Raw genomic sequence first — 23,995 nt, 5'->3', positions numbered from 1 at the left:
CCGAGCGTACGCACCCCTGGAGCAAGGGTGTGACGCGCCACGGGGGCTGGCGAAAAACCTACGGTCCCGTAGCCTTGGCGAGGTGAGCGTGACGATCGAGCCCCCGCCCGTGCCCGAGGACACCCGGCCTCGGCTGCGCGGCCACATCCACTTCTGGTCGTTCTTCGGCGCCGTCGCCGCGGCCGCCACGCTGATCAGCCTCGCCGCGTCGACGGTCTCGCCGGTCGCCGCACTGGCGACGTCCGTGTACGGCCTCACCGTGCTGGGCGTTTTCGGCGTGAGCGCGCTGTATCACCGCAGGCTGTGGAGCCCGCGCGCGTACAAGTGGATGAAGCGCGCCGACCACTCGATGATCTTCCTCTTCATCGCCGGCACGTACACGCCGTTCACCCTGCTGGCCATGTCGAAGCCAACGGGATACATCGTCCTGGGCATCGTCTGGGGCGGCGCGATCCTGGGTGTGGCGATGAAGATGCTGTGGCCGCACGCACCGCGCTGGCTCGGGGTGCCGATCTACATCGCGCTCGGGTGGGTCGCGGTGTTCGTGCTGCCGGAGCTGCTGAGCCATGCCGGAGTTGCGGCTTTGGTGCTGCTTTGCGTGGGTGGGCTGTTTTACACCGTGGGGGCGGTTTTTTACGCGGTGAAGTGGCCGAATCATTGGCCGGAGACGTTCGGGTACCACGAGTTCTTCCACGCGTGCACGGTGTTGGCTGCGGTGTCTCACTATATTGCGATCTGGTTGGCGATGTACTCGTAGCTCCGGTTCGTGGTTGCATGCCGGACATGCGACGCATCGAGGCCGAACTGTTCACCGATCCCGGCAACAACGCGGTCGTCAGGTTGCCGGGGCGCAAGTTCCCCGGCGTCCTGATCCAGGGCGACAGCCTCTCGATTCTTCGCGACGACCTTGCCGACCTTGTCGAGTCCTGCGCCGAGGGAGATCTCGCCGAGGCACACGAATCGGGGGCATCGCTCCTCGCGGACCTCGACGCCCTGCTCGACAAGTACTGCGCCGCGCTGCGTGCGCACGACCTGCCCCTGCCGTTCGCGCGGCGTGAGCCTGATCCGGCTTAACCGCGATGTACTCCTAGCGAACCGCCCGCACGAACAAAAACACCGGCTTTGTCCGCAAAACCTCCGCCAGTTTCGCGTCCTCCATCCCTGATGTCGGCTGGGGCTCCTCTACCGCGTCGATCGCGAACCCGGCCTCCAGCAACGCGGCGAAGACCGCGGACACCGGGCGTCGATACATCTGCCCGGTCACCGTCACGCCGTTCCAATCCCAGTCCTCGCTGATCAGCTCGACGCGGTGGTAGTCCGCACGGTCGGAACGGAGCCAGCCGGTGATCGGGTGATGGATGGAGAACACCAGCGCACCGCCCGGTTTCAGGCAGCGACGCAGTTCAGCCAGGAGCGGTCCCCAGTCCGCCACGTAATGCAGGACCAGCGACGCCACCACCAGGTCCGCCGAGGCGCTCGGGACCATGGTCAGCGGCTCGTTCAGGTCCGCGGTCTCGAACCTGGCCCGAGCGCCCAGACGTTTCCTCGCGATCTCGACCAGGCGAGGGTCGTGGTCCAGCCCCACGACCTCGGCACCGGCGGCGAACAGCTGCTCGGTCAGACCGCCGCCTGCGGAGCCCAGTTCCAGGATCTGCTTCCCGGCCACGTCACCGGCGAGACGCAGGATCGCCGGACGTTCGTAGTGCGCGTTCGGCCCGCTGTTCTCGGCAAGACTCGTGTATCGCTCGGCGTGGTCTCCGAAGATTTTTGACACTTCGCCGAGCGTACCGAGTTCAGCCGTTCAGCATCGGGGCCGCCAAGAACTGCTCCGGAACCGCGAACCCGTCCACCAACGTCCGCGCATGTGGCCGCAAAGCCCCGCACAATGCGTTAACCGCCGCGGTCACCGCCTTGGACCGGGTTGCGGAGATCCGTCCGTGCTCAAGGAACCAAGCGCGGTCCGCTTCGATCGTCGACAGGGCGTACAGGTCGCACACCCGGTCCAGCAGCGCCGCAGCGTCCGGGTCGGGGCACGCGGGCACTGCGCGCGCGAAGGCGTCGAGGATCAAGCGGTCCACGTGTACGCGGCCAGCGAGCAGCACATGATCCTGTACGGAGTTGAAGACGCCGAAGGGATCCGAAGCAGCTCCGCGGAGACGGTTGGCCACACCGCTCAGCACATGCTCTTCACGGTCCTCGAAGAGACGCTGTTGCCACTCGCGGTCGAAGAGGACCGAGGCATCGTCTGACTCGGTCAGGCGTTCCAGGAACTTCCACGCCGCCGAGCGTTCCTTCACGGTATCCACCAGCTGTTCAGCGACAAATCGCGCAGTCGCAAGCGGGCTGAGGTCTTCGAAGTGTTCCTTGTACTGCGTCAGCAAGCCCTTCGCGACCAGCTGCAACAACACAGTGTTGTCGCCTTCGAAGGTGGTGAAGACGTCCGTGTCGGCTTTCAGACCGGCAAGCAGGTTCTCGGACAGGTATCCGCTGCCGCCGCAGGCTTCGCGGGCGGTTTGGATCGCTGCGGTTGCATGCCAGGTGTTGAGAGCCTTCAGGCCGGCGGCGCGGGATTCCAGTTCGCGTTGTTCTTCTTCCGGCGCGTCGGACGCGATGTCGTGCAGGGCAGCGACCAGTTCCTCTTGCGCGAAGTGCAGAGCGTAAGTCTTCGCCAAGGCTGGCAGCAGTTTTCGTTGGTGCCCCAGGTAATCGAGGATGACCACCTCGTCACCTTCCGGACGCTGGAACTGCCGCCGCTGGTCGCCGTAGCGCACTGCCAGCGTCAGGGCTCGTTGAGTGGCGCATCCTGCGCTGCCGCCGACGCTCACGCGGCCGCGGATGAGCGTGCCCAGCATCGTGAAGAAGCGGCGGCCGTCGCTTTCGATCGGGCTCGTGTAGGTGCCGTCCTCGGCTACGTCGCCGAAGCGGTTCAGCAGCGCTTCCCGTGGCACGCGGACGTGGTCGAAGGTCAACCGTCCGTTGTCGACGCCGTTCAGACCGGCTTTTATGCCGCAGTCCGCGATGGTGACGCCAGAAGCCGGTGCACCGGAATCATCGCGGATCGGGACCAGGAAGGCATGTACGCCACGGGATTCGCCGCCGGTGATCAGTTGCGCGAAGACCACCGCGAGTTGTCCGTCGCGGGCGGCGTTGCCGATGTATTCCTTGGTGGCGCCGGGATCTGGGCTGTGCACGACGAATTCGCGCGTCGAAGGGTCGTAGGTCGCGGTGGTGTGCAGGTGCTGAACGTCCGAACCGTGCCCATGCTCAGTCATCGCGAAGCAGCCGAGCAGGTCCAGGTTCATGATGCGGCGCAGGTACTTCTCGTGGTGCCTCGCGGTGCCGAGCAACTGCACCGCGCCGCCGAACAGGCCCCATTGGACCCCGGCCTTGACCATCAGCGACAGGTCGCCGTAGCCGAGCATCTCGAACGACATCACCGACCCGCCGACGTCGCTCAGCCCGCCGTAGGCGGCGTCGAAGCCGAGCGCGGGACGGTCGGTTTCGGCGAGTTTCCGCAGCTGGTCCAGCGCCTGGACGCGGTGCGCCTCGACGTCGAGACCGATCGTGTCCCGGAACTTCTCCGTGCTCATCTGCGCGCGGACGTCGCGCTTCAACCCGGCCCAGCGTCCGTCGAGGACTGCGGTCAGCGCGTCCGGGTCCACTTTCTCGGGCACAGCAGGGACGTCCACGGTTCCTCCGATGCAGCAGGGTGCCACCAGCCTGCCGCAGCGGAGGATCTTCCGCAGCTCAGCCCAAATCGGGCCCCTTCGACCGCAGGTCGTCGACCTTGGTCATCGCCTCGCGCAGTTCGGTCAGCCACGTGTCCGCGTGCTCGCCGACCAGCCGCACCGCCCAGGCCAGCGCCTCGGACCGCGACCGCGCGACGCCGGCGTCCACGAGCGTGTCGAGGACCAGCCGTTCGGGCTGCCGCAGCCGGGTCATCACCGGCACCGACAGCGTCGTGAAGTGCACCGTCGTGCCGCCCAGCTTCGCGCCCCACGCCACTTTGCGCTGGTAGCGGTGCTCAGCCTGCCGCGCGATCTCGATCCGCTCGTCGCGGGTTTCCTCGCGGAACCGGCTGATCCGCCCGTCCTCGGCGGCCGCGCGGGCCGCGTCGTCGGCGTATTCGCCGGTCAGCGCGGGCAGCTCGCCGACGATCAGGATCTCTTCCCGGTCCACGGTGATTTCCGGGTCGCCGGTGAACCAGCCGTCCGGGAGCCGTCCGCCGAACCACGCGGCCGCGTCGTCCGCCGACGGCGCCTCGGCCTGCTGCCAGCCCCGGCCTTTCCAACCTCGCCCCATGACGTCCACCATCCTTGATTACATGATTACGTCACTACTGAAGCTACGCTGATTCCACCGTGGCAGGTAGCGCGTTCACCAGGGGCGGAATTCGTCAGAGCTGGGCGATGAGCTGGTCCGCCGCGGTCACCGGGCGCTCGCAGACGTAGCCGCGGCAGACGTACGCCGCCGCCTCGCCGCCGACCAGCGGCCGGTCGGCCAGCAGGGGGACACCGGACGCGTCCGGCTCGCCGCCGAGCACGATGCCGCCGCCGTGGATGTGCTGCGCGGCGGCGGTCACCAGCTCCGCGCGGTCCGCGCCGACGACCGCGACCTGCACCGGCCCGGACTGCGCCGCCTCCGCCACGGACAGCCAGTGCCCAGCGAACCGCGGCACCCGCGCGGCGAGCAGACCGACGCGGCGCAACGCGAGTTCAGCAGCGTCGCGGTAGCGCGCCGCCTGGTCAGGCCCAGCCAGCGCGGACGCGGTGAGCAGTGCGCCAGCCAGCGCCGAAGCGCCGGACGGACTCGCGTTGTCCGTCGGATCGGACGGGCGCTGCACCAGGATTTCGGCGTCGTCGGCGGTGTCGTGATACGCGCCGGGCGCGGAATCCGACGCGAAGTGCGCCAGTGCGACGTCCAGCAGCCGGGTCGCTTCGGTGAGCCAGCGCGGTTCGCCAGTGGCCTGGTGGAGGGCGAGAAGACCGTCAGCGAGGCAGGCGTAGTCCTCCAGCACGCCGACCGGCGTCCCGACCGCGCCGTCCCGCGAGCTGCGGCGGAGTCGTCCGTCCACGACGTGCAGGTCCAGCAGCAGAGACGCCGCGCCACGAGCGAGTTCGATCCACTGTGGACGCTCCAGTGCGACGCCCGCTTCGGCCAGCGCGGAAATCGCGAGACCGTTCCAGGCCGCGACTACCTTGTCGTCCCGTCCCGGTTGCGGACGCTCCGCGCGCGCTTCGAGCAATGCCTGCCGGACGCGCTCGAAGCGGTCGAAATCATCCGGATCTGTCCGCAGCTGAAGGGTCGATGCGCCTTCTTCAAAGGTGCCCTCTTCGGTGACGCTGAACAGCTCGGCCGCCCACGGGCCGTCCTCGCCGAGGACGTCGTTGAGCTGCGCGGGAGTCCACACGTACGTCAATCCCTCGACGCCTTCGGTGTCCGCGTCGAGCGAAGCCGCGAAACCTCCTTGCGGCGTAAGCAGATCGTGCTCAAGGAACCGGACGATCCCTTCCGTCACCCGCCGCGCCGACGCCGACCCGCGACGCGCGAGATGCGCGTACACTCGGAGCAGCAACGCGTTGTCATACAACATTTTCTCGAAGTGGGGAACGATCCACTCCGCGTCCACGGAGTAGCGCGCGAACCCGCCGCCAAGCTGGTCGTGAATGCCGCCGCGAGCCATCGCGTCCGCAGCGGACTCGGCGAGCGCGTGCGCCTGCGCCGAACCCGTACGTTCGTGGTGGCGAACCAGGAACTCCAGCACCATGGACGGCGGAAACTTCGGCGCACCACCGAAACCGCCGTGCACCGGGTCTGCCTCCTGCGCGAGTTTCGTCACCGCTTCCGCCAAAGCGTCGGCGTCGACGGCGGCCTCCTTCAGCGGACCGCTCTGCTCGGCAAGGTGCCCGACGATCTGTTTCGCACCCTCGCGCAAGTCGTCCGGCCGCTCCTCCCACGCCTCCGCGACCGCCACCAGCAGCTGCGTGAACGACGGAATCCCGGGGCGCGGCGCGGGCGGATAGTAAGTGCCGCAATGGAATGGCTCGCCCTCGGGCGTGAGGAAGCAGGTCATCGGCCAGCCGCCCTGCCCGGTCATGGCCTGCGTGGCGGCCATGTAGACGGCGTCGATGTCCGGCCGCTCCTCGCGGTCGACCTTGATGTTCACGAAATGCGCGTTCATCAGGGTCGCGGTGCCCTCGTGCTCGAAGGACTCGTGCGCCATGACATGACACCAATGGCACGCGGCGTACCCGACGGACAACAGAATCGGCACCCCGCGCCGGCGCGCCTCGGCCAGCGCTTCCGGCCCCCATTCCCACCAATCGACCGGGTTGTCGGCGTGCTGCAGGAGGTACGGGGAAGTCGCTTCGGCGAGGCGGTTCGACATGGTGCCGAGTGTGCCTCATTCCGGTCGGGAGCACTCGCGGCGGGCGGGCTTGAATTGAGTGGAAGAAACGTCGCCGCGGCACCTAAGTTGATCTTCATGCCGACAGAAGAGACGACTGCGATCAAGCAGATCCTGGAGAGGGAGTACCCGAAGAGCCACGTCAGGTCGGTTCGCTTCCTCGACAAGGGCTACACGAGCAAGCAGTGGGTGGCCGACACCGAAGACGGCCGGCTGCTGGTGAAGGCACCGCAACGCGATCGGGATCCCGCCCATCTCCGGCGGCTGGTCGCCAGCGCACGGACGGCGGCCGAGGGCGGGATTCCCGTGGTGCGCTACCGGAATCTGGTGCCGCACGAGCCCGCACTGGGCGGCCCCGTGCTCATCCAGGAGTACCAAGAGGGCGACGCGGCCAGCGACGTGTGGGAGTCCCTGTCCGAGAGGGAGCGCAGGGTCCTGCTCGAAGACCTCGGCGAGGTCACCGGTCGGCTGCACGCCATCACCGGACCGCATTTCGGCGACGTGCTGGGCGGAAGCCAGGCGGCGTCGCTGCGGGAATCGATCGCGGCCGAGGTCGAAGCCCTGCTACCCGAAGCGGATGCCGGACAGGCCGGTCCAGCCGACGCCCTCCGGTCCGCGTTCGCCCGCGCCGTGGCAGAGCTCGACGAGTCCGCGAGCGTCCCCGCGCTCACGCACGGCGACCTCTGGCTCCCGAACATCCTGGTGCGCGACGGGCGGATCGCCTGCGTCCTCGACCTCGAACACGCTGCGTACGCGGACCGGTTCCGCGACTTCGGCAAGCTGGGCGAGCACATCTTCGGCGGATTCCCGGAAGGCCGGGCCGTCTTCCTCCAGGCCTACGCCGCCACGTTCCCGCTGCCGGCCGACTGGGAGCGACGGGTGGAACTCGCGCATGCGCTGCACGCACTGAACATGCACGTCTATTTCCGGCGCTGGACCCCGCAATTCGCGCCGGAATACGCACAGCAGCTCCGGGACTGGCTTGCGCGGAACGGGTGATCCCGCGGTCGATCCGCTGAGCGAACACTGAGAAATCCGACCTTTGGCCTTGGTTTCCTGACCAGAAGATCGCTACAGTCCGCCTTCATGAGGCGATCCCTTGGCGCTGGCTCCCGGAAGTCCGTTGTCGCGATCGTTTTCATCGGATGTCTTGGCTTGTCCGGTTGCGGCACCTCTGCGGCATCCGCGGCTCCGAACTGGATCAGCTTCGCGAACGGCCGCCTCGCCTACGGCACTGACGCACAAGGCAACCGGATCCCGGATTTCTCCCGCGTCGGCTACCGGAATGGCGACGCTCCGCTGCCTGATCTGCCAGTCGCGGCCACGCTCAGCCCGCAGCCGTCAGGTGACGACACCGCGCGTATTCAGCAGGCCATCGACCATGTCGCGAACAGCGGCAAACCTGGCGCGGTACAGCTGACGGCCGGTGCGTACCGGCTCGAAGGCACGCTGCGGATCAGCGCCAGCAACGTCGAATTGCGCGGCGCGGGCAGCGGCTCGAACGGAACCAAGCTGGTCGCCGCGGGCAAGCTGCACACGCTGGTCACGATCGCTGGCACCGGTTCGCGCACCTCGGTCGGTTCAGCGATCCCGGTTGCCAGCAGCTATGTCCCGGTCGGCGCGGATCGGCTCGACGTCAGCGACGCGTCGTCCTTGCACGTCGGCGACCACGTCATCGTGCAGCGTCCGCAGGAACAGTCGTGGATTCACGCGATCGGCATGGACAAGATCCCGCCGCGGCCGGACGGCACGCCGAGCAAGCAGTGGACGCCGAACTCGGGTCTGCAATTCGACCGGACGATCACCGCCGTCACCGGCAAAACCGTCCAGTTCGACGTGCCGCTGACCAATGCGCTGGAAAGCCAGTACACCCACGCCACCGTCACCCGCTATGCGTATCCCGGCCGGATCAGCGGTTCCGGCCTCGCCCACCTGTCCGCGGACGGCGCCGCGTTCGAGCAAGACCCCGCCTGGCATGACAACGGTTACTTCAATTCCCAGCTGGTATCCGTGGACGCCGCACAGGACAGCTGGGTCGACGACGTGGTCGCGGATCATTTCGGTTCCGCCTTCACGATCGGGCAGAACGCGCTGCGGATCAGCCTGCTGCGCACCTCGTCGCTCGACGAGTCCGTCCCCCAGGACATCCATGCCCAGCCCGCCGCCTACACGATCAGCGGCCAGGAAACCCTGGTGCGGCACTGCGTCGTCACGGGCAGCAACGTGCACGCCTGGATCACGCAGGCCAGGGTGCCCGGCCCGAACGTGGTCAGCCGCTGCACCGCGACCAACACCGGCTCGCGCATTCTCGACGCAGGCCCGCACCAGCGCTGGGCCAGCGGCACCCTCTACGACGACGTCACCATGAGTCCGCCGTCGGGCCACCTCCAGCTCTCCGACCGCCAATGGATGGGCAGCGGCCAGGGCTGGGCAGGCGCGAATTCGGTGCTGTGGAACTGCGGCACCGGCTCGTATCTCGTGGAAAACCCGCCGACCGCGCACAACTGGGCGCTCGGGTGCACCGGAACGCAGGACAAGCCGCCGACGGGGCACCGGAGCGGCGAGATCGCGTCGCCGGGAAAGCATCTGCTGCCGGAGAGTCTTTACGACGAGCAACTGGCCGAACGGCACTGACGGACCTCCTCTGCTGTCTACGGCTTAAGACATTCGAGTGATGCTTGCTGTTGGCATCAGGACAGTCGCCCTGCTCAACCCCATAAACCGCTAACTCGGCTGCGAGTTGCAGTTTGCAGTTGCAGACAGGCTTAATCGCGGCGACTACAGTAACTATCTGGTGTCAGAGGGTGACCACAGGTCTGGGCCCGGAGGACCCGGAACGATCTACGCAAGGGGAGGCGTACATCGTGGCCGACAGTCAGCAGTCCAATCTGCCTCCGGTCCGGAGGTATGGCGGCGAGTCGTTCGAGACGATCGCGGTCGCGCCGTTGCTGGGCGACGGGTACGCGTATGACGAAAAGACGCTTCGGGAACTCGAAGAAATCTACACGAATCTCGCCGAAAAATACCGGTTGGACCAGCTCTACGCGCGCGTTGTCGAGCAAACCCAGCCACCGGCGAGAGATTTTTCCAGCACCGACAACGCGGACGTTTTCCACAGATCCGGAATAGCCCTGCAGGCTTCCCTGCGACAGTGCGAGCAGTACTGCCGGGACCAGGCGGCGAAATACCACCGGGCGCTCGGTGCCTACACGGCCGCCGAGGACGCGCATTCGGCCGAGCTCGGAAAAACCGGGGGTAGCCTGTGAGACGCGCGCTCGCGCTCATGACCGTCGCCTTGTGCGCCGCCGGGTGCACGAGCACGGCCCCTGGCCAGCCTCTTCCGGCAGCGCGCACCGGCAGTTCGCCGACCTCCAGCAGCGCCCAGGCCGAGGAAGTTCCCGGTCCCGGCGTGCCGAAAGTGCCGAAACCTCTCGACATCACGCGGTTCAAGCAGAATCCCTGCGAAACTCTCACTTCAGCGCAAATCTCGGATCTCCTCGGCGACCGCGCGCGGATCCACCCAGACCTGCACGGCCCGGTCGGACCGGCTTGCGGCTGGTTCGCCCAAGCCACCGTCGCGGTCCTGTACCCCACCATCAACAAACTGGGCCTGACCTCGGTCTACCGCGCGAAAGGCCGCGCTTACCCGTTCTTTCTGCCCCTCGCGCCCATCGACGGATATCCCGTCGTCGCCTACGGCGAAGACGACCCCCGGGCGAGCCGCGGCGAATGCGACGTCGCGATGGGGACCAGCGACCGCGAAACCGTAGTCGTGTCGATCACCCAGTCGGCCGCGCACAAAGGAGAAAAGGATCCGTGTGAATCCGCCCGTGACGTAGCGGAAAAAGTACTCGGCAATCTGCGAGGAGGACGCTGATGTCCGGTCGATCATTGACCCCCGCGGAAATCTACCGCCACATCACCGAAGGGCAGGGCCCGGAATCGCTGGGGAACACTCAGCAAGCCGCCAAGGAACTCAGTGAACGGCTGCTCGACCGCGTCGACGAGATCGCCCGGCTCGCGGAGAAAGTACGCGCCGGCTGGCAGGGCGTTTCCGCCGAGGAAGCCGCGAATTCGGTCACCCCGCTGCTCGCCGCGTCCGCGGACCACAGCGCGAACCTGGTGTTCGCCCAACACGCGGCGGACGGGCAGATGGCGGCCTTCCAGGCGATCAAGAACACGGTGGTACCGGTCGGCGACCGGCCGGAACTCACCGCGCTGGACCTGTACGACTCGCTCCACGGAAAGCTCGCCTACTTCGCCAAACTGAACCAATGGCAGACCGACGCCCAGCACAACATCGACGCCTACACCGGATACCACTCTGCGACCGGTGCCAACTCCGACCGCATTCCGGCGCGCTACGCGGAACTAAGCGACACCGGCGCGTCCGTTGAACTCGCCAAGGCTCCGGGCAAACCGGTCGGCGGCGGGCCTCCCGACCGTCACCATCCGGGCGCGGTCGAACCTCCTCCTGGTGCAGCAGGACCGACCGATCCGGTTCCGAAACCGCGTAAGCCGGTGACAGGCAGCGAGCACCCAGCGAATCACCCCGGCAGCCGCGGGCCCGATGCGACGGGAAGCAGGCCTTCGACGACGTCGGCCGAACCAGCTGAGCAACCCGAGTCGACGCGCACCAGTTCCTCCAGTCCCAGCACGCCCGCATTGCCGCCGGGATATCAGTTCGGTCCGTCCGGTCAGCCGGTCAATCCTCTCGGCACCAGCGGATTCGATCCGGAAAGCGGCTACGTCCCCCGCGGGCCTGACGGCAGCACAAACGGAGGTCTCGGCGCAGGAAACCGGGTCGGCACCCGCGCGCCCGGCGCATCAACTCCGCCACGCAGCGGCACCTCAGGAACGCCTGGCGCGCAAGGGAAACCCGGCAGCGTGCTCGGTGGCGGAATGCCCGGCAAAAGCAAGGAAAAGGACAAGGAGAGAACCGCGCCGCACTATCTCCGAGAGACCGATCCGGACGTGTTCGGCGGGAGCGACGGCACACCGACGCCTCCGGTGATCGGGGACCGGCCGGCCCGCTAGGCCGCCGGGGAGGAATCAGCGGTGCGCGCGACCGAGCTGTCCCTGGACGCCCTCCTCGGCGCGCTCCGGGAAGCCGGGTTCGACGAACCGCATCCGGTGTTCTCGGCACGGCTTCGGTTCACGCCCGGCGACCAGCGGCTCGACGAAGCGGCCCGCGAGGAGCTGGCTTGGCTGGGCCTGCTCGAGCACGGACGGTTCGTCGACGAGTTCGAGGACGTCCTGTACGCGCTGGGCCGCGCGGACACCGAGTACGTCGCCCACGTCGAGAATCAGGACATCCGCTACGGCGTGCTGGTCGCCGTGCGGGGACGGACCGGCGTGAAGGTGCTCTGTTCCCGCGATCGGGTGCGGCTGAAGGTGCTGGACGGAACCCGTACTCCGGCCGGTGCGCTGGTCGCGAGCCTGCCGCGGTACCGGCCGGCCCGGCTGAGCGCGTTCTCCCTGCCCCAGGAGGAGTTCCAGGCGGACCTCGCCGACGATCGCAGCCCGGCCGCCCGCGCAGTCGACGCCCTGTTCCAGCAGACCTGGTTCGGCGTCGGCGAGATAACCGTGGTCGTGCGCGAACCAGGGCGCGCGGAAGCCGGGCCGCTGAGCTACCTCGACCTCACCGACGGGCGCGTCGCGTTCGAGGTTTCCGGGCCCGAGGGAAACCGGTACATCACGGTGCTGCCCGGCGAGGACAGCTTGCTCACGGACAAGATCGCGGCTCTCCGCGACGGGCTGACTAGCTAGTTCAGCCCGTCACGGGAGGTCAGTCGCTCTTCTTGGCCGCCGCCGCGTCCGGCTTCGTCTCCGCGGCCGGTGCCTCATCTGCCTCTGCCTCGGCGGAGGGCTCGGCCTCAGCCGAACCACCCTCGGAAGCGGTCTCTTCCTTGTCGAAGCTCTGCGGCACCTTCTTCAGGTGCTTGCTCATCGAGCGGACCAGGAAGACGACCGCGACCAGGAACAGGATCAGCACCAGCAGGCCGACCGGCGAGGACTTGCCGAAGTCCTCGCCCTGGCCGCCGTTGTCCCCGCTGTCCGGCTGCTGGGCCAGCACCAGCGCCGACGCGGTGAGCGGGACGACCGCGACGGCCGGCACACCGAAACTCATGGGCTCACCTTCTCCTTGATGCCTGCGAACAGATCGTCCTCCGGCAGCGTGCTGTCCACCAGGGAGCGATTCAGCTCGTACTCCTCAGTGGGCCACACCTCGCGCTGGATCTCCAGCGGAACGGCGAACCAGCGGCTGGTCGGGTCGATCTGCGTGGCGTGCGCCTTCAGCGCCTCGTCGCGCACCTCGAAGTATTCCCCGCACTCGATCCGGGTCGTCACCCGCTCCATGATGTCGGCACGGTTGGGGTCCCAGGACTTGAGCCACTCCTCGTACGGCGACTCCAGCCCGGCCTCCTTGAGCGCGGTGTCGAACGCCACCATCCTGGCCTTGGAGAACCCGTGCATGTAGTACAGCTTGAGCGGCTGCCACGGCTCGCCCGCCTGCGGGAACCGCTCCGGGTCGCCCGCCGCGTCGAAGGCCGCCATCGACACCTCGTGCGTGCGGATGTGGTCCGGGTGCGGGTACCCGCCGTTCTCGTCGTAGGTCGTGATGACGTGCGGGCGGAACTCGCGGATCACGCGCACCAGGGCCTCGGTGGACTCCTCCAGCGGGATCACCGCGAACGAGCCCTCCGGCACCGGCGGAAGCGGGTCGCCCTCGGGCAGCCCGGAGTCGATGAATCCCAGCCAGCGGTGGCTCACGCCGAGAATCTTCGCCGCGCGCGCCATCTCTTCGCGGCGGATCTCGGTCATGTTCGCGAGCACGTCCGGCCGGTCCATGGCCGGGTTGAGAATGCTGCCCGCCTCGCCTCCGGTGCAGGTCACGACCATGACCTCGTGCCCGTCGGCGACGTATTTGGCCATCGTGGCGGCGCCCTTGCTCGACTCGTCGTCGGGATGGGCGTGCACCGCCATCAGGCGCAGTCGCTGCTTGCGGTCTTCTGTTGTCAGCTCGTCGGCTCCCACCATGGTCCGAACGGCCCTTTCCTGTCCTGTTATTCCGTGACACCTGGTTGCGCCGCGGTAAACCGCCCCGGCTCCGCGCCGCCGGAACGGGTCGCGGATACTCGACCAGGGTGGTGCCCCGGACCGGCCGCACTGCCTATTGTCCCCAGGGGTACGACAAGTTTGACCGGAGGCCCGGATTTGCAGAGCGGGGAGACCGTGACCGCCGAGGGTGGCGCCGTGCCGGCGCGGCCCGCGGACCGGTACGGCACCGCGGGCAAGGGCAAGCCGTCGAAACGCTGGCGGAGGTGGCTTTACGTGGCCATCGCGCTGGTCGTGAGCGGCGCGATCGGCTTCGTCTACTACCTCAACCTCGGCACGACCCCGATCGAAGCGGAGCGCATCGGCTTCGAGGAGCGGCCGGGCGACGCGATGCAGGTCACCATCAACGTCACTCGGGACGACGACAGCAAGCCCGGCGTGTGCGTCGTCCGGGTGCGCGACAAGTCCGGCGCCGAAAGCGGCCGCCGGGAGGTGCTGGTTCCCGCCGAGGCCGGCCACAGCAGGGTGAACACAGTGGTGAAGAGCATCGGGACCCCGGTGACCGCCGACGTGTTCGGCTGCTCGTATTCCATACCACGCTATCTGTCAACCCCGTAGCGGCCAACGGAGTGAAATGCGCGGCGAGCGTCCGCGCGGCGTGAAATGGACCGGCGTCGACCTGTCCTGCCGTGATACGCTCGTACACCAGCACGGCCCCCGACGGGCCGTGTTTTTCCTTTATCTCAGCCGCGTGCGTACGCGGTGGCCGGCTTGTACACCCAAGCCTGGCAGGCCCTACGAGGAGATGGTGACCGTGAGCGACACCAAGGTGACCTGGCTGACCCAGGATGCCTACGACAGGCTCAAGCACGAGCTCGACGAAATGATCGAGAATCGTCCGGTCATCGCCGCCCGCATCAACGACAGCCGCGAAGAGGGCGACCTCAAGGAGAACGGCGGCTACCACGCGGCCCGCGAAGAGCAGGGCCAGGCCGAAGCCCGGATCCGGCACCTCCAGGAGCTGCTGCGCAACGCGAAGGTCGGCGAGGCTCCGGACGACGACGGCACGGCGGGCCCCGGCAAGGTGCTCACCGTCAAGTACGACGGGGACGACGAGGAGGAGAAGTTCCTGCTCGCCACCCGGGAAGAGGGCGCGGAGGGCGCGCTCGACGTGTACTCCCCCGAGTCGCCGCTCGGCAAGGCGCTGCTCGGCGCCAAGGAGGGCGAGTCCCGCGAGTACGAGCTGCCCAACGGCAAGACCATGAAGGTCACCCTGGTCAAGGCGGTGCCCTACAGCGAGTCCTGACTCGTTTCCGCCGAACGCGCGCCCGCCCGGTTTTCCGTGGCCCGGCGCGCGTTCGGCGGTCTAGCGTGTCTTCCAGCACAACCACTGGAGGACACCGATGAGCACCCGACCGCTCTGCCTGACCTGCGGGATGCAGTACGCCGCCCCGCGCGCGGACTGCCCGATCTGCGAGGACGAGCGCCAATACGTGCCGCCGGGCGGGCAGAAGTGGACCGACCTGGCCACGCTCCGCGCAGACGGCAACCTCAAGCCGCGGGTCGAGGAGCAGGGGCCAGGGCTCATCGGAGTGGGTTCGGATCCGAAGTTCGCGATCGGCCAGCGCGCGCTGCTGGTCCGCGCGGCGAGCGGCAACTTCCTCTGGGATTGCTCCGCCTACCTCGACGATGAGCTGATCGGCAAGATCACCGAACTCGGCGGCATCACCGGCATCGCGATCAGCCATCCGCACTACTACACGACGATGGTCGAATGGGCGCACGCCTTCGACGTCCCGGTCTACCTGCACGAGAACGACCAGCAGTGGATCGGCCGTCCGGACCCGTCGATCCAGCTGTGGACCGGCACGACGCTCGATGTCTCTCCAGATCTCCAGCTGATCAACCTCGGCGTGCACTTCGCCGGCGGCACGGTGCTGCACTGGCCGGACGGCGAGGAAGGCCGCGGCGCGCTGCTGACCGGCGACATCGTGCAGGTCATCCCGGACCGTACGCACGTCGGTTTCATGTACAGCTACCCGAACCTCATTCCGGAGCGGCCGAGCGTCGTACGGCACGCCGCGGAACTGTTGGAGCCGTACGCGTTCGACGCCATCTACGGCGCTTGGTGGGACGCCATCGTGCGTACAGACGGCCATAACGTCGTACAGCGCTCCGCGAAGCGCTACCTCACGTACGTGTCCTAGCCGTTCGTTCGAGCAACGGCCGCACTCGCGGCGGCACTGGTGTCGACAACGCGATCGAAGTCGACGTACGCAAAACATCGGGCACGCCAACCACTTCGTCGATAACGCGTTGCAGATCGTCGTTGTCGCGCGCGACAAGGCGTACGAAGAGGTCGCCTTGTCCGGTGGTGGCGTGCACTTCGCACACTTCGTCGATCGCAGCCAGTGCCTCCGCGACACCGGCGCGTTTGCCTTGCGCGATTTCCAGCACGGCGAACGCGGTGAGGCTGTACCCCATCGCGGCCAGATCGAGTTCGGGCGGGAAGCCGCCGAGGATGCCGCGTTCGGTGAGCCGGTCCAGCCGGGCCTGCACGGTGCCGCGCGCGACGCCGAGCCGGCGCGCGCATTCGAGCACGCCGAGCCGCGGCGAGTCGGTGAGCAACAGCAGCAGTCGCGCGTCGAGCGAGTCAAGCACCGGTTTTCTCCCTGCGCAGGTTGTCCAAGATGACCGAGCTGCTCCAGGATAAGCTGAGCACATTGTCCAGCTGAAACGGAAACCGTTGCGCAGCTTGCCGGGCGCGACTCATGCTCAGTGCATGACCTCCACGATGGATCCGCACGGCGCACTCGACGACGTCAGCTATGACCAGCTCCGCCAGCTCGTCGGACTGGTGGACCACGACGCCTCGACCGACCCGTTCCCGGTCAAGGCCCTCGACGCGGTGGTGTTCATCGCGGGCAACGCGACCCAGACCGCGTGGTTCTACCAGGTCGCGTTCGGCATGCAGCTGGTCGCGTACTCCGGCCCCGAAACGGGACAGCTCGACCACAAGGCCTTCGTGCTCAAGTCCGGTTCCGGCCGCTTCGTGATCACCGGCGGCGTGAAGCCGGACTCCCCGCTGCTCGACCACCACCGCCGCCACGGCGACGGCGTGATCGACCTCGCGCTGGAGACCACCGACGTCGACAAGTGCATCGAGCACGCCCGCAAGGAGGGCGCGACGATCCTCGAGGAGCCGCACGACGTCTCCGACGAGCACGGCACGATCCGCCGCGCGGCCATCGCGACCTACGGCGAGACCCGGCACACGCTCATCGACCGGTCCCGCTACAACGGCGTCTACCTGCCCGGCTACGAGCCGCGCGAGGGCACCGTCAAGCGGCCCGAGGGCGCGCCGAAGCGGCTGTTCCAGGCGGTCGACCACTGCGTCGGCAACGTCGAACTCGGCAAGATGGACTACTGGGTCGACTGGTACCACCGCGTCATGGGCTTCGTGAACATGGCGGAGTTCGTCGGCGACGACATCGCCACCGACTACTCGGCGCTGATGAGCAAGGTGGTGTCGAACGGCAACCACCGGGTCAAGTTCCCGCTCAACGAGCCCGCGATCGCGAAGAAGAAGTCGCAGATCGACGAGTACCTCGAGTTCTACGAGGGCGCGGGCTGCCAGCACATCGCGTTGGCCACCAACGACATCATCGCCACCATCACCGCGATGCGCGAGGCGGGCGTCGAATTCCTCGACACCCCGGACTCGTACTACGACGACCCCGAGCTGCGCGCCCGGATCGGCAAGGTGCGCGTGCCGATCGAAACGCTGAAGGAGCACCGGATCCTGGTCGACCGCGACGAGGACGGCTACCTGCTGCAGGTCTTCACCAAGCCGATCGGCGACCGGCCCACCGTGTTCTACGAGCTCATCGAGCGGCACGGTTCGCTCGGCTTCGGCAAGGGCAACTTCAAGGCCCTGTTCGAGGCCATCGAGCGGGAGCAGGAGCGCCGCGGCAACCTCTGATCCGCTCCCTCCCTTTCCCCGGCCCGTCCGCGAACCTCGCGGGCGGGCCGTTTTATTTCACAGCGCGCAACCGGAAGTTCGCGTACAGTAGTCGACATCACATACCAAACCGCGCCGTGCGGACAATTCGGAACCGCGCGGAACCGACGGGGCCGCGCGACCGTCATTCTGGAGAAGTCACCGCGGAGAAAGGGGCCCGATGCCGGACAGCGTCGACGCCAGCGAGCAGATGATCGAGGGCTGGACCAAGCAACTCCAGCAGACTGCTGCCCGCTACCAGGCGATGGCCGAGCGCATGCAGGGCCAAACCGTCACCGAGCGGTCGAAGGACGGTGCGGTCGAGGTCACCGTGGATGCCAAGGGGCTGCTGAAGAACCTGGTGCTCGCGGACTCCGCGGCAGGCAAGAAGATGGCCGAGGTTTCCGCCGAGGTGATGCGGCTCGTGCAGCGCGCGCAAGCCCGGATTCCCGAGCTGCTGCAGCAGGCCGCGGCCGAGACCGTCGGCGGCGACGAGACCGCGGAAACCCTGGTGGCCGACGCGCAGCGGACGTTCCCCGCGCCGCCGGTCGAGGAGCAGGCCGAGTCCGCGTCCGACCGGGTGCGCCGGTTTCTGCCCGAGGACGCCGAAGAAACCGGTGCCCCCGCACCGCCGCCGGCGCGTCCGGCTGGCCCGCCGACGCCACCGCCACCGCCTCAGCAGCAACGCCGCCGCCGGAGCTCGTCGGACGATGACGACGACTTCGGCGGATCGATCCTGTCCTGACTTCAAGCCGTTCCAGGGGGAAGAAAAACCATGGCACCCAGGGGTTATGAGATCGGCGGCGATCTCGAGGCGCACGCCCGTCAGCTCGACGGGATCGCCGACGGGCTGAAGCAGGCTGTCGACGCCGCGAACCAGGTCAGCATGCCGACCGACGCGTACGGCATTCTCTGCCAGCCGTTCCGGATGATGCTCGACCCGGTCGAGAACTACGGGATCAACGCGCTGGAGAACACCGTCACGGCGATGGACGCGCAGGCGCAGAAGGTGCGCGACGCGGCGAAGGCGTACGACAGCTACGAAAGCGAAGCCGCCGGTTCGATGAAGGCGAGCGACTGATGCCCGAAGGAAATCCGCTGGTCGCAGAGTCCAAAAAGGACGGCGACGGACCGGGGCCGTTCACCGAGGGCAACGGCGATTACGGCTACGCCACCGGCATCAACATCGCCGAATCGGCCACCGACGCGTTCAAGGGGATCGCGGACGGCGACTGGGTTTCCGGCGGTCTCGGCGTCGCGAGCCTCGCCGGCGAGATCGCGGGCGCGGCGATCGACCCGTTCGGCTACCTGATGTCGTCGGTGGCGTCGTTCCTGATGGAGCACGTGCAGCCGCTGAAGGACATGCTGGACTCGGTCGCGGGCAACCCGCCGGTGATCCAGTCCTATGCCGACACCTGGGGCAACGTCGCGAAGGCGTTGCAGGAACGGCAGAAAGACCTCGAGAACGCGGTCAAGACCGGCACCGCGGAGTGGAAGGGCGACGGCGCGGACGCCTACCGGAAGTCCGCGGCGGAGGCGGCCGAAGCGATCGGCGGCGCGGCGACGGTCGCGAGCGCGATCGGCACCGTCACGATGATCATGGGCCAGGTCGTCGCCTTCGTGCGCGGCCTGGTGCGCCAGCTCATCGCGGACCTGGTGGGCAAGCTGATCTCCTGGGTCATGGAGGAGGTGTTCTCGCTCGGGTTCGGGACGCCGCTGGTGGTCGCGCAGGCCGTCACGGCGATCTCCAAGTGGGGCGAGAAGATCAGCGAGCTGCTGACGAAGCTGTGCGAGACGATGCGCCGGGTCTCGCCGCTGCTCGGCAAGCTCGCCGAGGTGTTCACGAAGATCATCAAGGTGCTGGGCAAGCTGGCCGGCAAGGTCACCGGCCTCGACGTGATCAGCACGAAGAACATCAAGGCGGGCGGCTTCTTCCACCGCGGCGGCTCCGGCGGCGGTACGGGCGGCTCCGGCGGCGGGCCCCACACCGGATCCGGCGACGGGGACGCGGATCCCGGTTCGCCGTCCGGTTCGCGTCGCTCCAACGGGTCGGACGGTGCGGACGGCGACAGTCCGAACAGCGGCCACAACAGTTCGGACGGTGCTGACGGCTCCGACACGCCCGGTGATCACTCGGGCGATTCCGGCAACCCCAACGGATCCGACAGCCCCAGCAGTGACAGCCCGTCGGCCGACAGCTCGCCTTCGTCGTCGCCGGACGGCGCTGGACCGTCCACAATAGACACTGCGACGTCGTCGTCCCGGCGCGGTTCCGACAGCCCGGTCGGGAGCCACGCCGACTCCAGCCCGTCGACGTTCGCCGGCGATTCGAGCCCGACGTCCGGGGTCGGAAACAGTGCCCCGGACAGTTCTTACTCGCCGCAAAGCTCTTCGCACAGCGACGGCCCGTCCTCGGTCAGCGCTCCGCCCAGCCATTCCAGCGGGGCCCCGCATTCCGGTGGGTCTTCGTCGTCGGGCGGCGGCACGCATTCGGGCGGCAGCGAGCCGAGCCCGCATCATTCGAGCAGCAACGATTCGACGTCGGCGAGCGGGTACGCCCCGCCTCGCGCGGACGCTCCTTCCCCGCAAGCCGCTCCGCCGCAGCACATTCGCTCGAACGACGGCGGCGGTTCGGCACCGAACCAGAGCCCGGCGGGCGGCGGGATCCCGCAGCAGGGTGGCGGCGGCAGCCCGACCAGCGCCCCGGCCAGCGGCGGCAGTCCGTCGCCTCGGCCCACCGGCAGCGGCTGGACCGGGACGCCGGGGTCGCGGGCTCCTGACGTCGCGCCGAACCGGGTTCCGGACAGCGGTCCTTCCGGCCGGCGGCCGAGCGGCGGCCCGAGCCCGGCGGACAGCGGCGGGCCGAGCCGCACTCCGGATCGTTCCGGGCCCGCGCCGCAGCGGCCTAGCGACGGCGGTTCCTCGGCCCCGGCGCAGCGAACCGGCGATGGCGGGTCCGGTCGGCCGTCGGACGGCGGCTCCACGCCACGCACCGGCGACGGCGGGCCCAGTCGGCCTTCAGACGGCGGCTCCACGCCGCGAACCGGCGACGGCGGATCCAATCGGCCATCGGACGGCGGTTCCACGCCGCGCTCTGGCGATTCCTCCGGCGGTGGCGGATCTTCGCCGCAGCGTCCGGCGGATTCGTCGAGCGGTCCGCAGCGTCCCGGCGACGGAGGCGACGTCGGACAGCCCAAACGGCCTGGTACGGATCCGGGTCTCGGCCGTTCGGAGCCCGCGCCGACGTCCGGCGGCGGATCGCCCTCGTCGGCGACCCGCGGGTCCGGCGACGGTTCCGCACCCCCGGCCGCGGCGGCTGTCGCGACCGGTCCCGGCGGTGCCCAGCGCGGCACGGAGGCGGGCGGCGCACGGCGTCCCGACGGCTCCCCCGAACCCGTCGCACGCGGCGGCGCTCGCACTGACGCGCCGCCCGCCAAGCCCGGCGAAGCCAACAGTCCACAACGGACTGGGAAACCGAACGCCGACGAGCCAGGAAAGCCGAAGGACGGCGGCAAACCCGAGAACACCGCCCCGGACAAGAAGCACGACGACGGGAAAGGCAAGCCGGGCAACGACAAGTCCGACCACAAACCGGATCGCGACGCGCCCGAGCGCAAGCCGGACCACGCCGACCCGGAGCCCAAGCACCAGGACCCGAAGCACCACGACGCGGACGGGTCGAACCACCACGACAACCCCGACCACGACGGCACCCCGCCGCACCACGACGAGCCGCTGTCGCCGGACGAGGTCAACCACCGGCACGCCGAAGACACCCCGGCGGGCAGCTCGTACCACCGCGGCGACCCAGAACTCGGCGACCTGCCGCACCGCGTCCAGCCGGACCCGGACGGGCGCTACACGGTGGACGTGCACGTCACGGCGGACGGTCACGCGCGCATCGGCGACCGGCTGTACACGCCGGAAGAGTTCGCGGACATCCTGCGGCGCAACGGGAACTACGACGGCAGGCCGATCCGGCTGATCGGTTGCGACGCGGGGTCGAACGACTTCGCGCACCGGCTGTCGCGCGACCTCGACACCGAAGTGATGGCCCCGAGCAAGCCGGCGTGGACCGATTCGAACGGCCGGGTCTTCTCGTCCGACTACGAAATCGGCCCGGACGGACGGATGCGGCCGCGGATCCCGCCGGACGGCGAGTGGTCGGTGCACCGTCCGGACGGCACGTCGCACCACGTCGGCGACGACGGTTTCGCCCCGGACGGCAAGCACCACGACCCGCACGACATCGACGCCGACAGCGCCGTCGACCGCGGACAGCCGCCGTTCAACCAGGAACAACGGGACCAGGACGTGCGCGATCTCCGCCAGGAGAACCGCGACCGCCGCGCCGAGGGTCTCGACGACGTGCGAGACCTGAACGGGAACCGCAACCCGCTCACCGACGACGTGCGCCGCCCGCACGAACGGGCCCTCACCACGGCGAGGTACCGCGACGCGAACGGCGACACGGTCGATCTCTACAGCTTCAGCGGGAAGTCCCACGACTGGGCGCCGGCGAAGGACGGTCCCGAGTGGCCCAAGTCCGAGCGGCTGTTCGGCACCAAGGACGCCGGTCCGTACCGGCCCGAACTCGGCATGCCCGACCCCGACGGCAAGTTCGGCCGCACCCACGACTCGGAACCGAAGCTGCTCGAAGAAATGGTGCGGCACAATTTCGCTGCCCGTTCCGGACTCGACCGCGACGAAATCGACGACATCGTCAAGAAGCAAATCGAGAAATCCCGGCGCGAGGAAGCGGCGTACCTCAAAGCCAACAACGAAAACATGTACCGCGACGGGCTTCGCGGCGACACCGCGCGGGCCCGGGACCGAATGGACGGCGCACTCGAGGAAATCAACCGCCGCGGTGCGGAACGCGCGCACCAGAACGGGCAGACCTACACGCCGGTGACGCGCGAAGACATGAGCGGCGACCTGCGGATGGTGGTGGACCTGCCGTCGACCAAGCGGGACATGATTCCGAACGAGTACCAGATCTGCGACTCCTGTACCGATGTTATCCTGCAGTACAAGCAGCTTTTCCCGAATGTCCGGGTCGAGGTCGTCAACCTCGCCGGTGAAAGGTTGATGTGATGACGGCGTCTCCGGGCGACGGCGCGGAACTGGTTCGCGCGATCTTCGCCGGTGCGGTCGAAGCCGGTTTGCGCGCGGAATCGGTGCGCGGAGCATCCGATGCCGAGATCGACGCGATGGCGCAAGACCAGCGTGCCCGGGCCGTGCCCGCCGCGGCGAGGGAAGTGCTGCGCCTCATCGGCACGACGCACGGACTGTGGCTGCCGGGCAGTTCGCTGGGCGTGGCCGCGGTGCGCGGCGAGGACAAGAACCACGCCGTCGCCACCGCGAACGCGCAGAACGCCGAACTGTCCGATGTGGACGGCGCACTGGTGCTGGCCGCGCACGGCGGGTACACCTACCACGTGGTCGACGGCGCCGACGCCGATCAGGACGACCCGCGGGTCTGGCTGCTCACCGAAGACGAGCCCGCGCGCGTCGCCTGGACTTCGGTCAGCGCGTGGTTCAAGGCCATCACTCCGGACGTCGAGCGGTATCGCGAGCGCCTGGAGGTCATGCGCGAGACCGGGTCCGATTTCCTGCCGCCGTGGGCGCAGGACATCGTCGTCGGCGGATGACCGTGCCGCTCGCGGACCAGGGCGGGACTGCCGTTGCCCGGCATTCCGTCGGCGTCGACGTCGCGTGGAAGCAGATCGAGAAGCTGTCGCCGCAGGTGGCTTTCTACTTCGACTACCTCGCGCAGGACACCGGCGTGCTGGCGAACATCGTGCGCCGGGAACTGATGCTCGGGCAGTACCGCAGCGTCGTCGACCCGGACGCCGAGGACCCGGACACCTGGGGCGACCTCGAGCTCGCCGCTCAGGCCGCAGCCGCTGCGTTCACCGCGGCGTGCGCGCCGGAGGGGCACGAGGTCGAGGCGGTGATCGGCAGGTCACGGAGCTTCGCGGCCACCGGCCCCACGTCGCACACCGACCCGGCGGCTTGGCTCACCGCGGCGTGGCTCGCCGTGATTCAGCGCGATGACGTGCTGATCCAGCAGCTGGCCGGGGTACCGCTGGACGTGCTTCGCGCGTCGGGCATCGAGTACGACGCGTACCTGTACCCGTGGGTCGAGACGCTGCAGACGTTCCTCGCGCACCGCGAGGTCACTCCGGAGATGTTCCTGCCCGCGATGGACGACACCGACCCGGACACCGCGCGGTTCACGCCTCCCGAGGTGATGCTGCAGCTCGTGTACCCGCCGATCCGGATGTTCTACTGCGTGCTGCGCCGGGACTCGGAGAAGTTCGCCGAGGCGTTCGTCTCCGCGCTGGAGCGGCATCGCGAGTACTGGACCGCCGAGGACCGCGCCACCGATCCGGACGGGTTCCTCGCACTGGCCCCGCTGGCGGTCGCGGTGCTCGCCCGTTCGGTCGGGATGACCTTCGACCTGCAGTCCGGTTACACGCCGGCCACCCTGCTCGCGGGCCGTCGCCCGTCGCGGAACGGTTGAT

Annotated in this window: 24 protein-coding genes; 17 read left to right on the top strand and 7 right to left on the bottom strand. The window is 68.4% G+C overall.

Annotated elements, in window-relative coordinates; all coding sequences use genetic code 11:
* Positions 1-82 precede the first annotated feature (82 nt).
* Positions 83-757 carry a hemolysin III family protein gene (locus FKO37_RS09895; protein WP_199817900.1) on the top strand — a complete coding sequence of 225 codons (675 nt, stop codon included), beginning with the start codon at positions 83-85 and terminating at the stop codon, positions 755-757.
* Positions 758-783: 26 nt separating this feature from the next.
* Positions 784-1,074: a hypothetical protein gene (locus tag FKO37_RS09890; RefSeq protein WP_037816872.1), complete on the top strand. Its 291-nt coding sequence runs from the start codon at positions 784-786 to the stop codon at positions 1,072-1,074.
* 13 nt (positions 1,075-1,087) lie between these two features.
* Here FKO37_RS09890 and FKO37_RS09885 read toward each other — a convergent pair whose 3' ends face one another.
* From FKO37_RS09885 to FKO37_RS09870, 4 genes are all read right to left on the bottom strand, one after another.
* Positions 1,088-1,774: a class I SAM-dependent methyltransferase gene (locus FKO37_RS09885; protein ID WP_238604300.1), complete on the bottom strand. Its 687-nt coding sequence runs from the start codon at positions 1,772-1,774 to the stop codon at positions 1,088-1,090.
* A 19-nt stretch (positions 1,775-1,793) separates the two neighbouring features.
* Entirely contained in the window at positions 1,794-3,689 is a 1,896-nt protein-coding gene (locus tag FKO37_RS09880; RefSeq protein ID WP_238604299.1) for an acyl-CoA dehydrogenase, read from the bottom strand.
* 58 nt (positions 3,690-3,747) lie between these two features.
* On the bottom strand, positions 3,748-4,302 hold the full coding sequence (locus tag FKO37_RS09875) for a hypothetical protein (protein WP_037816711.1): 555 nt from the start codon (positions 4,300-4,302) through the stop codon (positions 3,748-3,750).
* 94 nt (positions 4,303-4,396) lie between these two features.
* Entirely contained in the window at positions 4,397-6,388 is a 1,992-nt protein-coding gene (locus FKO37_RS09870) for a thioredoxin domain-containing protein (RefSeq protein WP_238604298.1), read from the bottom strand.
* Between the two features lie 96 nt (positions 6,389-6,484).
* On the opposite strand from FKO37_RS09870, the gene FKO37_RS09865 reads away from it, so the two are divergent.
* The 6 genes from FKO37_RS09865 (at position 6,485) to FKO37_RS09840 (ending at position 12,175) form a co-directional block, all read left to right on the top strand.
* Positions 6,485-7,405 (top strand): phosphotransferase family protein, encoded by a 921-nt coding sequence (locus tag FKO37_RS09865; protein ID WP_238604297.1) that lies wholly within the window; start codon positions 6,485-6,487, stop codon positions 7,403-7,405.
* A gap of 87 nt (positions 7,406-7,492) precedes the next feature.
* Complete coding sequence (locus FKO37_RS09860; RefSeq protein WP_238604296.1) at positions 7,493-9,040, top strand: glycoside hydrolase family 55 protein; 1,548 nt, start codon at positions 7,493-7,495, stop codon at positions 9,038-9,040.
* Positions 9,041-9,210: 170 nt separating this feature from the next.
* Positions 9,211-9,672 carry a hypothetical protein gene (locus FKO37_RS09855; protein ID WP_238604295.1) on the top strand — a complete coding sequence of 154 codons (462 nt, stop codon included), beginning with the start codon at positions 9,211-9,213 and terminating at the stop codon, positions 9,670-9,672.
* Between the two features lie 17 nt (positions 9,673-9,689).
* A complete protein-coding gene (locus FKO37_RS09850) occupies positions 9,690-10,283 on the top strand; it encodes a DUF3558 domain-containing protein (protein ID WP_238604294.1) in 594 nt (197 codons plus the stop codon).
* Positions 10,283-11,443 (top strand): PPE domain-containing protein, encoded by a 1,161-nt coding sequence (locus tag FKO37_RS09845; RefSeq protein WP_238604293.1) that lies wholly within the window; start codon positions 10,283-10,285, stop codon positions 11,441-11,443. The genes FKO37_RS09850 and FKO37_RS09845 overlap by 1 nt, the downstream gene beginning before the upstream one ends.
* 21 nt (positions 11,444-11,464) lie before the next feature.
* Entirely contained in the window at positions 11,465-12,175 is a 711-nt protein-coding gene (locus tag FKO37_RS09840; RefSeq protein WP_238604292.1) for an ESX secretion-associated protein EspG, read from the top strand.
* 19 nt (positions 12,176-12,194) lie between these two features.
* Here the strand turns inward: FKO37_RS09840 and FKO37_RS09835 are convergent, their stop codons facing one another.
* Positions 12,195-12,536 (bottom strand): hypothetical protein, encoded by a 342-nt coding sequence (locus tag FKO37_RS09835; protein ID WP_238604291.1) that lies wholly within the window; start codon positions 12,534-12,536, stop codon positions 12,195-12,197.
* A complete protein-coding gene (mca, locus tag FKO37_RS09830; RefSeq protein WP_238604290.1) occupies positions 12,533-13,447 on the bottom strand; it encodes a mycothiol conjugate amidase Mca in 915 nt (304 codons plus the stop codon). The genes FKO37_RS09835 and mca overlap by 4 nt, the downstream gene beginning before the upstream one ends.
* 216 nt (positions 13,448-13,663) lie before the next feature.
* On the opposite strand from mca, the gene FKO37_RS09825 reads away from it, so the two are divergent.
* The 3 genes from FKO37_RS09825 (at position 13,664) to FKO37_RS09815 (ending at position 15,672) form a co-directional block, all read left to right on the top strand.
* Positions 13,664-14,083, top strand: a complete 420-nt coding sequence (locus tag FKO37_RS09825; protein ID WP_238604289.1) for a DUF4307 domain-containing protein — start codon at positions 13,664-13,666, stop codon at positions 14,081-14,083.
* 187 nt (positions 14,084-14,270) lie between these two features.
* Positions 14,271-14,771 carry a transcription elongation factor GreA gene (gene greA, locus FKO37_RS09820; RefSeq protein WP_037816721.1) on the top strand — a complete coding sequence of 167 codons (501 nt, stop codon included), beginning with the start codon at positions 14,271-14,273 and terminating at the stop codon, positions 14,769-14,771.
* A 97-nt stretch (positions 14,772-14,868) separates the two neighbouring features.
* Positions 14,869-15,672, top strand: coding sequence for an MBL fold metallo-hydrolase (locus FKO37_RS09815; RefSeq protein WP_037816723.1), 804 nt, complete (start codon positions 14,869-14,871; stop codon positions 15,670-15,672).
* Here FKO37_RS09815 and FKO37_RS09810 read toward each other — a convergent pair.
* Entirely contained in the window at positions 15,656-16,126 is a 471-nt protein-coding gene (locus tag FKO37_RS09810) for an Lrp/AsnC family transcriptional regulator (RefSeq protein ID WP_009083170.1), read from the bottom strand. The two genes, FKO37_RS09815 and FKO37_RS09810, sit on opposite strands and share 17 nt — an antisense overlap.
* A gap of 121 nt (positions 16,127-16,247) precedes the next feature.
* On the opposite strand from FKO37_RS09810, the gene hppD reads away from it, so the two are divergent.
* The 6 genes from hppD to FKO37_RS09780 all read left to right on the top strand — a co-directional run bounded on the left by hppD (position 16,248) and on the right by FKO37_RS09780 (position 23,994).
* Positions 16,248-17,447, top strand: a complete 1,200-nt coding sequence (hppD, locus tag FKO37_RS09805) for a 4-hydroxyphenylpyruvate dioxygenase (protein WP_037816724.1) — start codon at positions 16,248-16,250, stop codon at positions 17,445-17,447.
* A 199-nt stretch (positions 17,448-17,646) separates the two neighbouring features.
* Positions 17,647-18,210 carry a YbaB/EbfC family nucleoid-associated protein gene (locus FKO37_RS09800; RefSeq protein ID WP_238604288.1) on the top strand — a complete coding sequence of 188 codons (564 nt, stop codon included), beginning with the start codon at positions 17,647-17,649 and terminating at the stop codon, positions 18,208-18,210.
* Between the two features lie 30 nt (positions 18,211-18,240).
* Positions 18,241-18,546 carry a type VII secretion target gene (locus FKO37_RS09795; RefSeq protein ID WP_037816726.1) on the top strand — a complete coding sequence of 102 codons (306 nt, stop codon included), beginning with the start codon at positions 18,241-18,243 and terminating at the stop codon, positions 18,544-18,546.
* Positions 18,546-22,562, top strand: a complete 4,017-nt coding sequence (locus FKO37_RS09790; protein WP_238604287.1) for a hypothetical protein — start codon at positions 18,546-18,548, stop codon at positions 22,560-22,562. Before FKO37_RS09795 ends, FKO37_RS09790 begins: the two co-directional genes overlap by 1 nt.
* Positions 22,562-23,119: a hypothetical protein gene (locus FKO37_RS09785; RefSeq protein WP_238604286.1), complete on the top strand. Its 558-nt coding sequence runs from the start codon at positions 22,562-22,564 to the stop codon at positions 23,117-23,119. The genes FKO37_RS09790 and FKO37_RS09785 overlap by 1 nt, the downstream gene beginning before the upstream one ends.
* On the top strand, positions 23,116-23,994 hold the full coding sequence (locus tag FKO37_RS09780; protein ID WP_238604285.1) for an immunity 49 family protein: 879 nt from the start codon (positions 23,116-23,118) through the stop codon (positions 23,992-23,994). Before FKO37_RS09785 ends, FKO37_RS09780 begins: the two co-directional genes overlap by 4 nt.
* Position 23,995: the final 1 nt, after the last annotated feature.

Source organism: Amycolatopsis sp. Poz14 (assembly GCF_006704225.1).
Lineage (GTDB): Bacteria > Actinomycetota > Actinomycetes > Mycobacteriales > Pseudonocardiaceae > Amycolatopsis > Amycolatopsis nivea.
The sequence above is the reverse complement of the archived record's forward strand: the minus strand, read 5'-3'. Positions and strand labels throughout refer to the sequence as shown.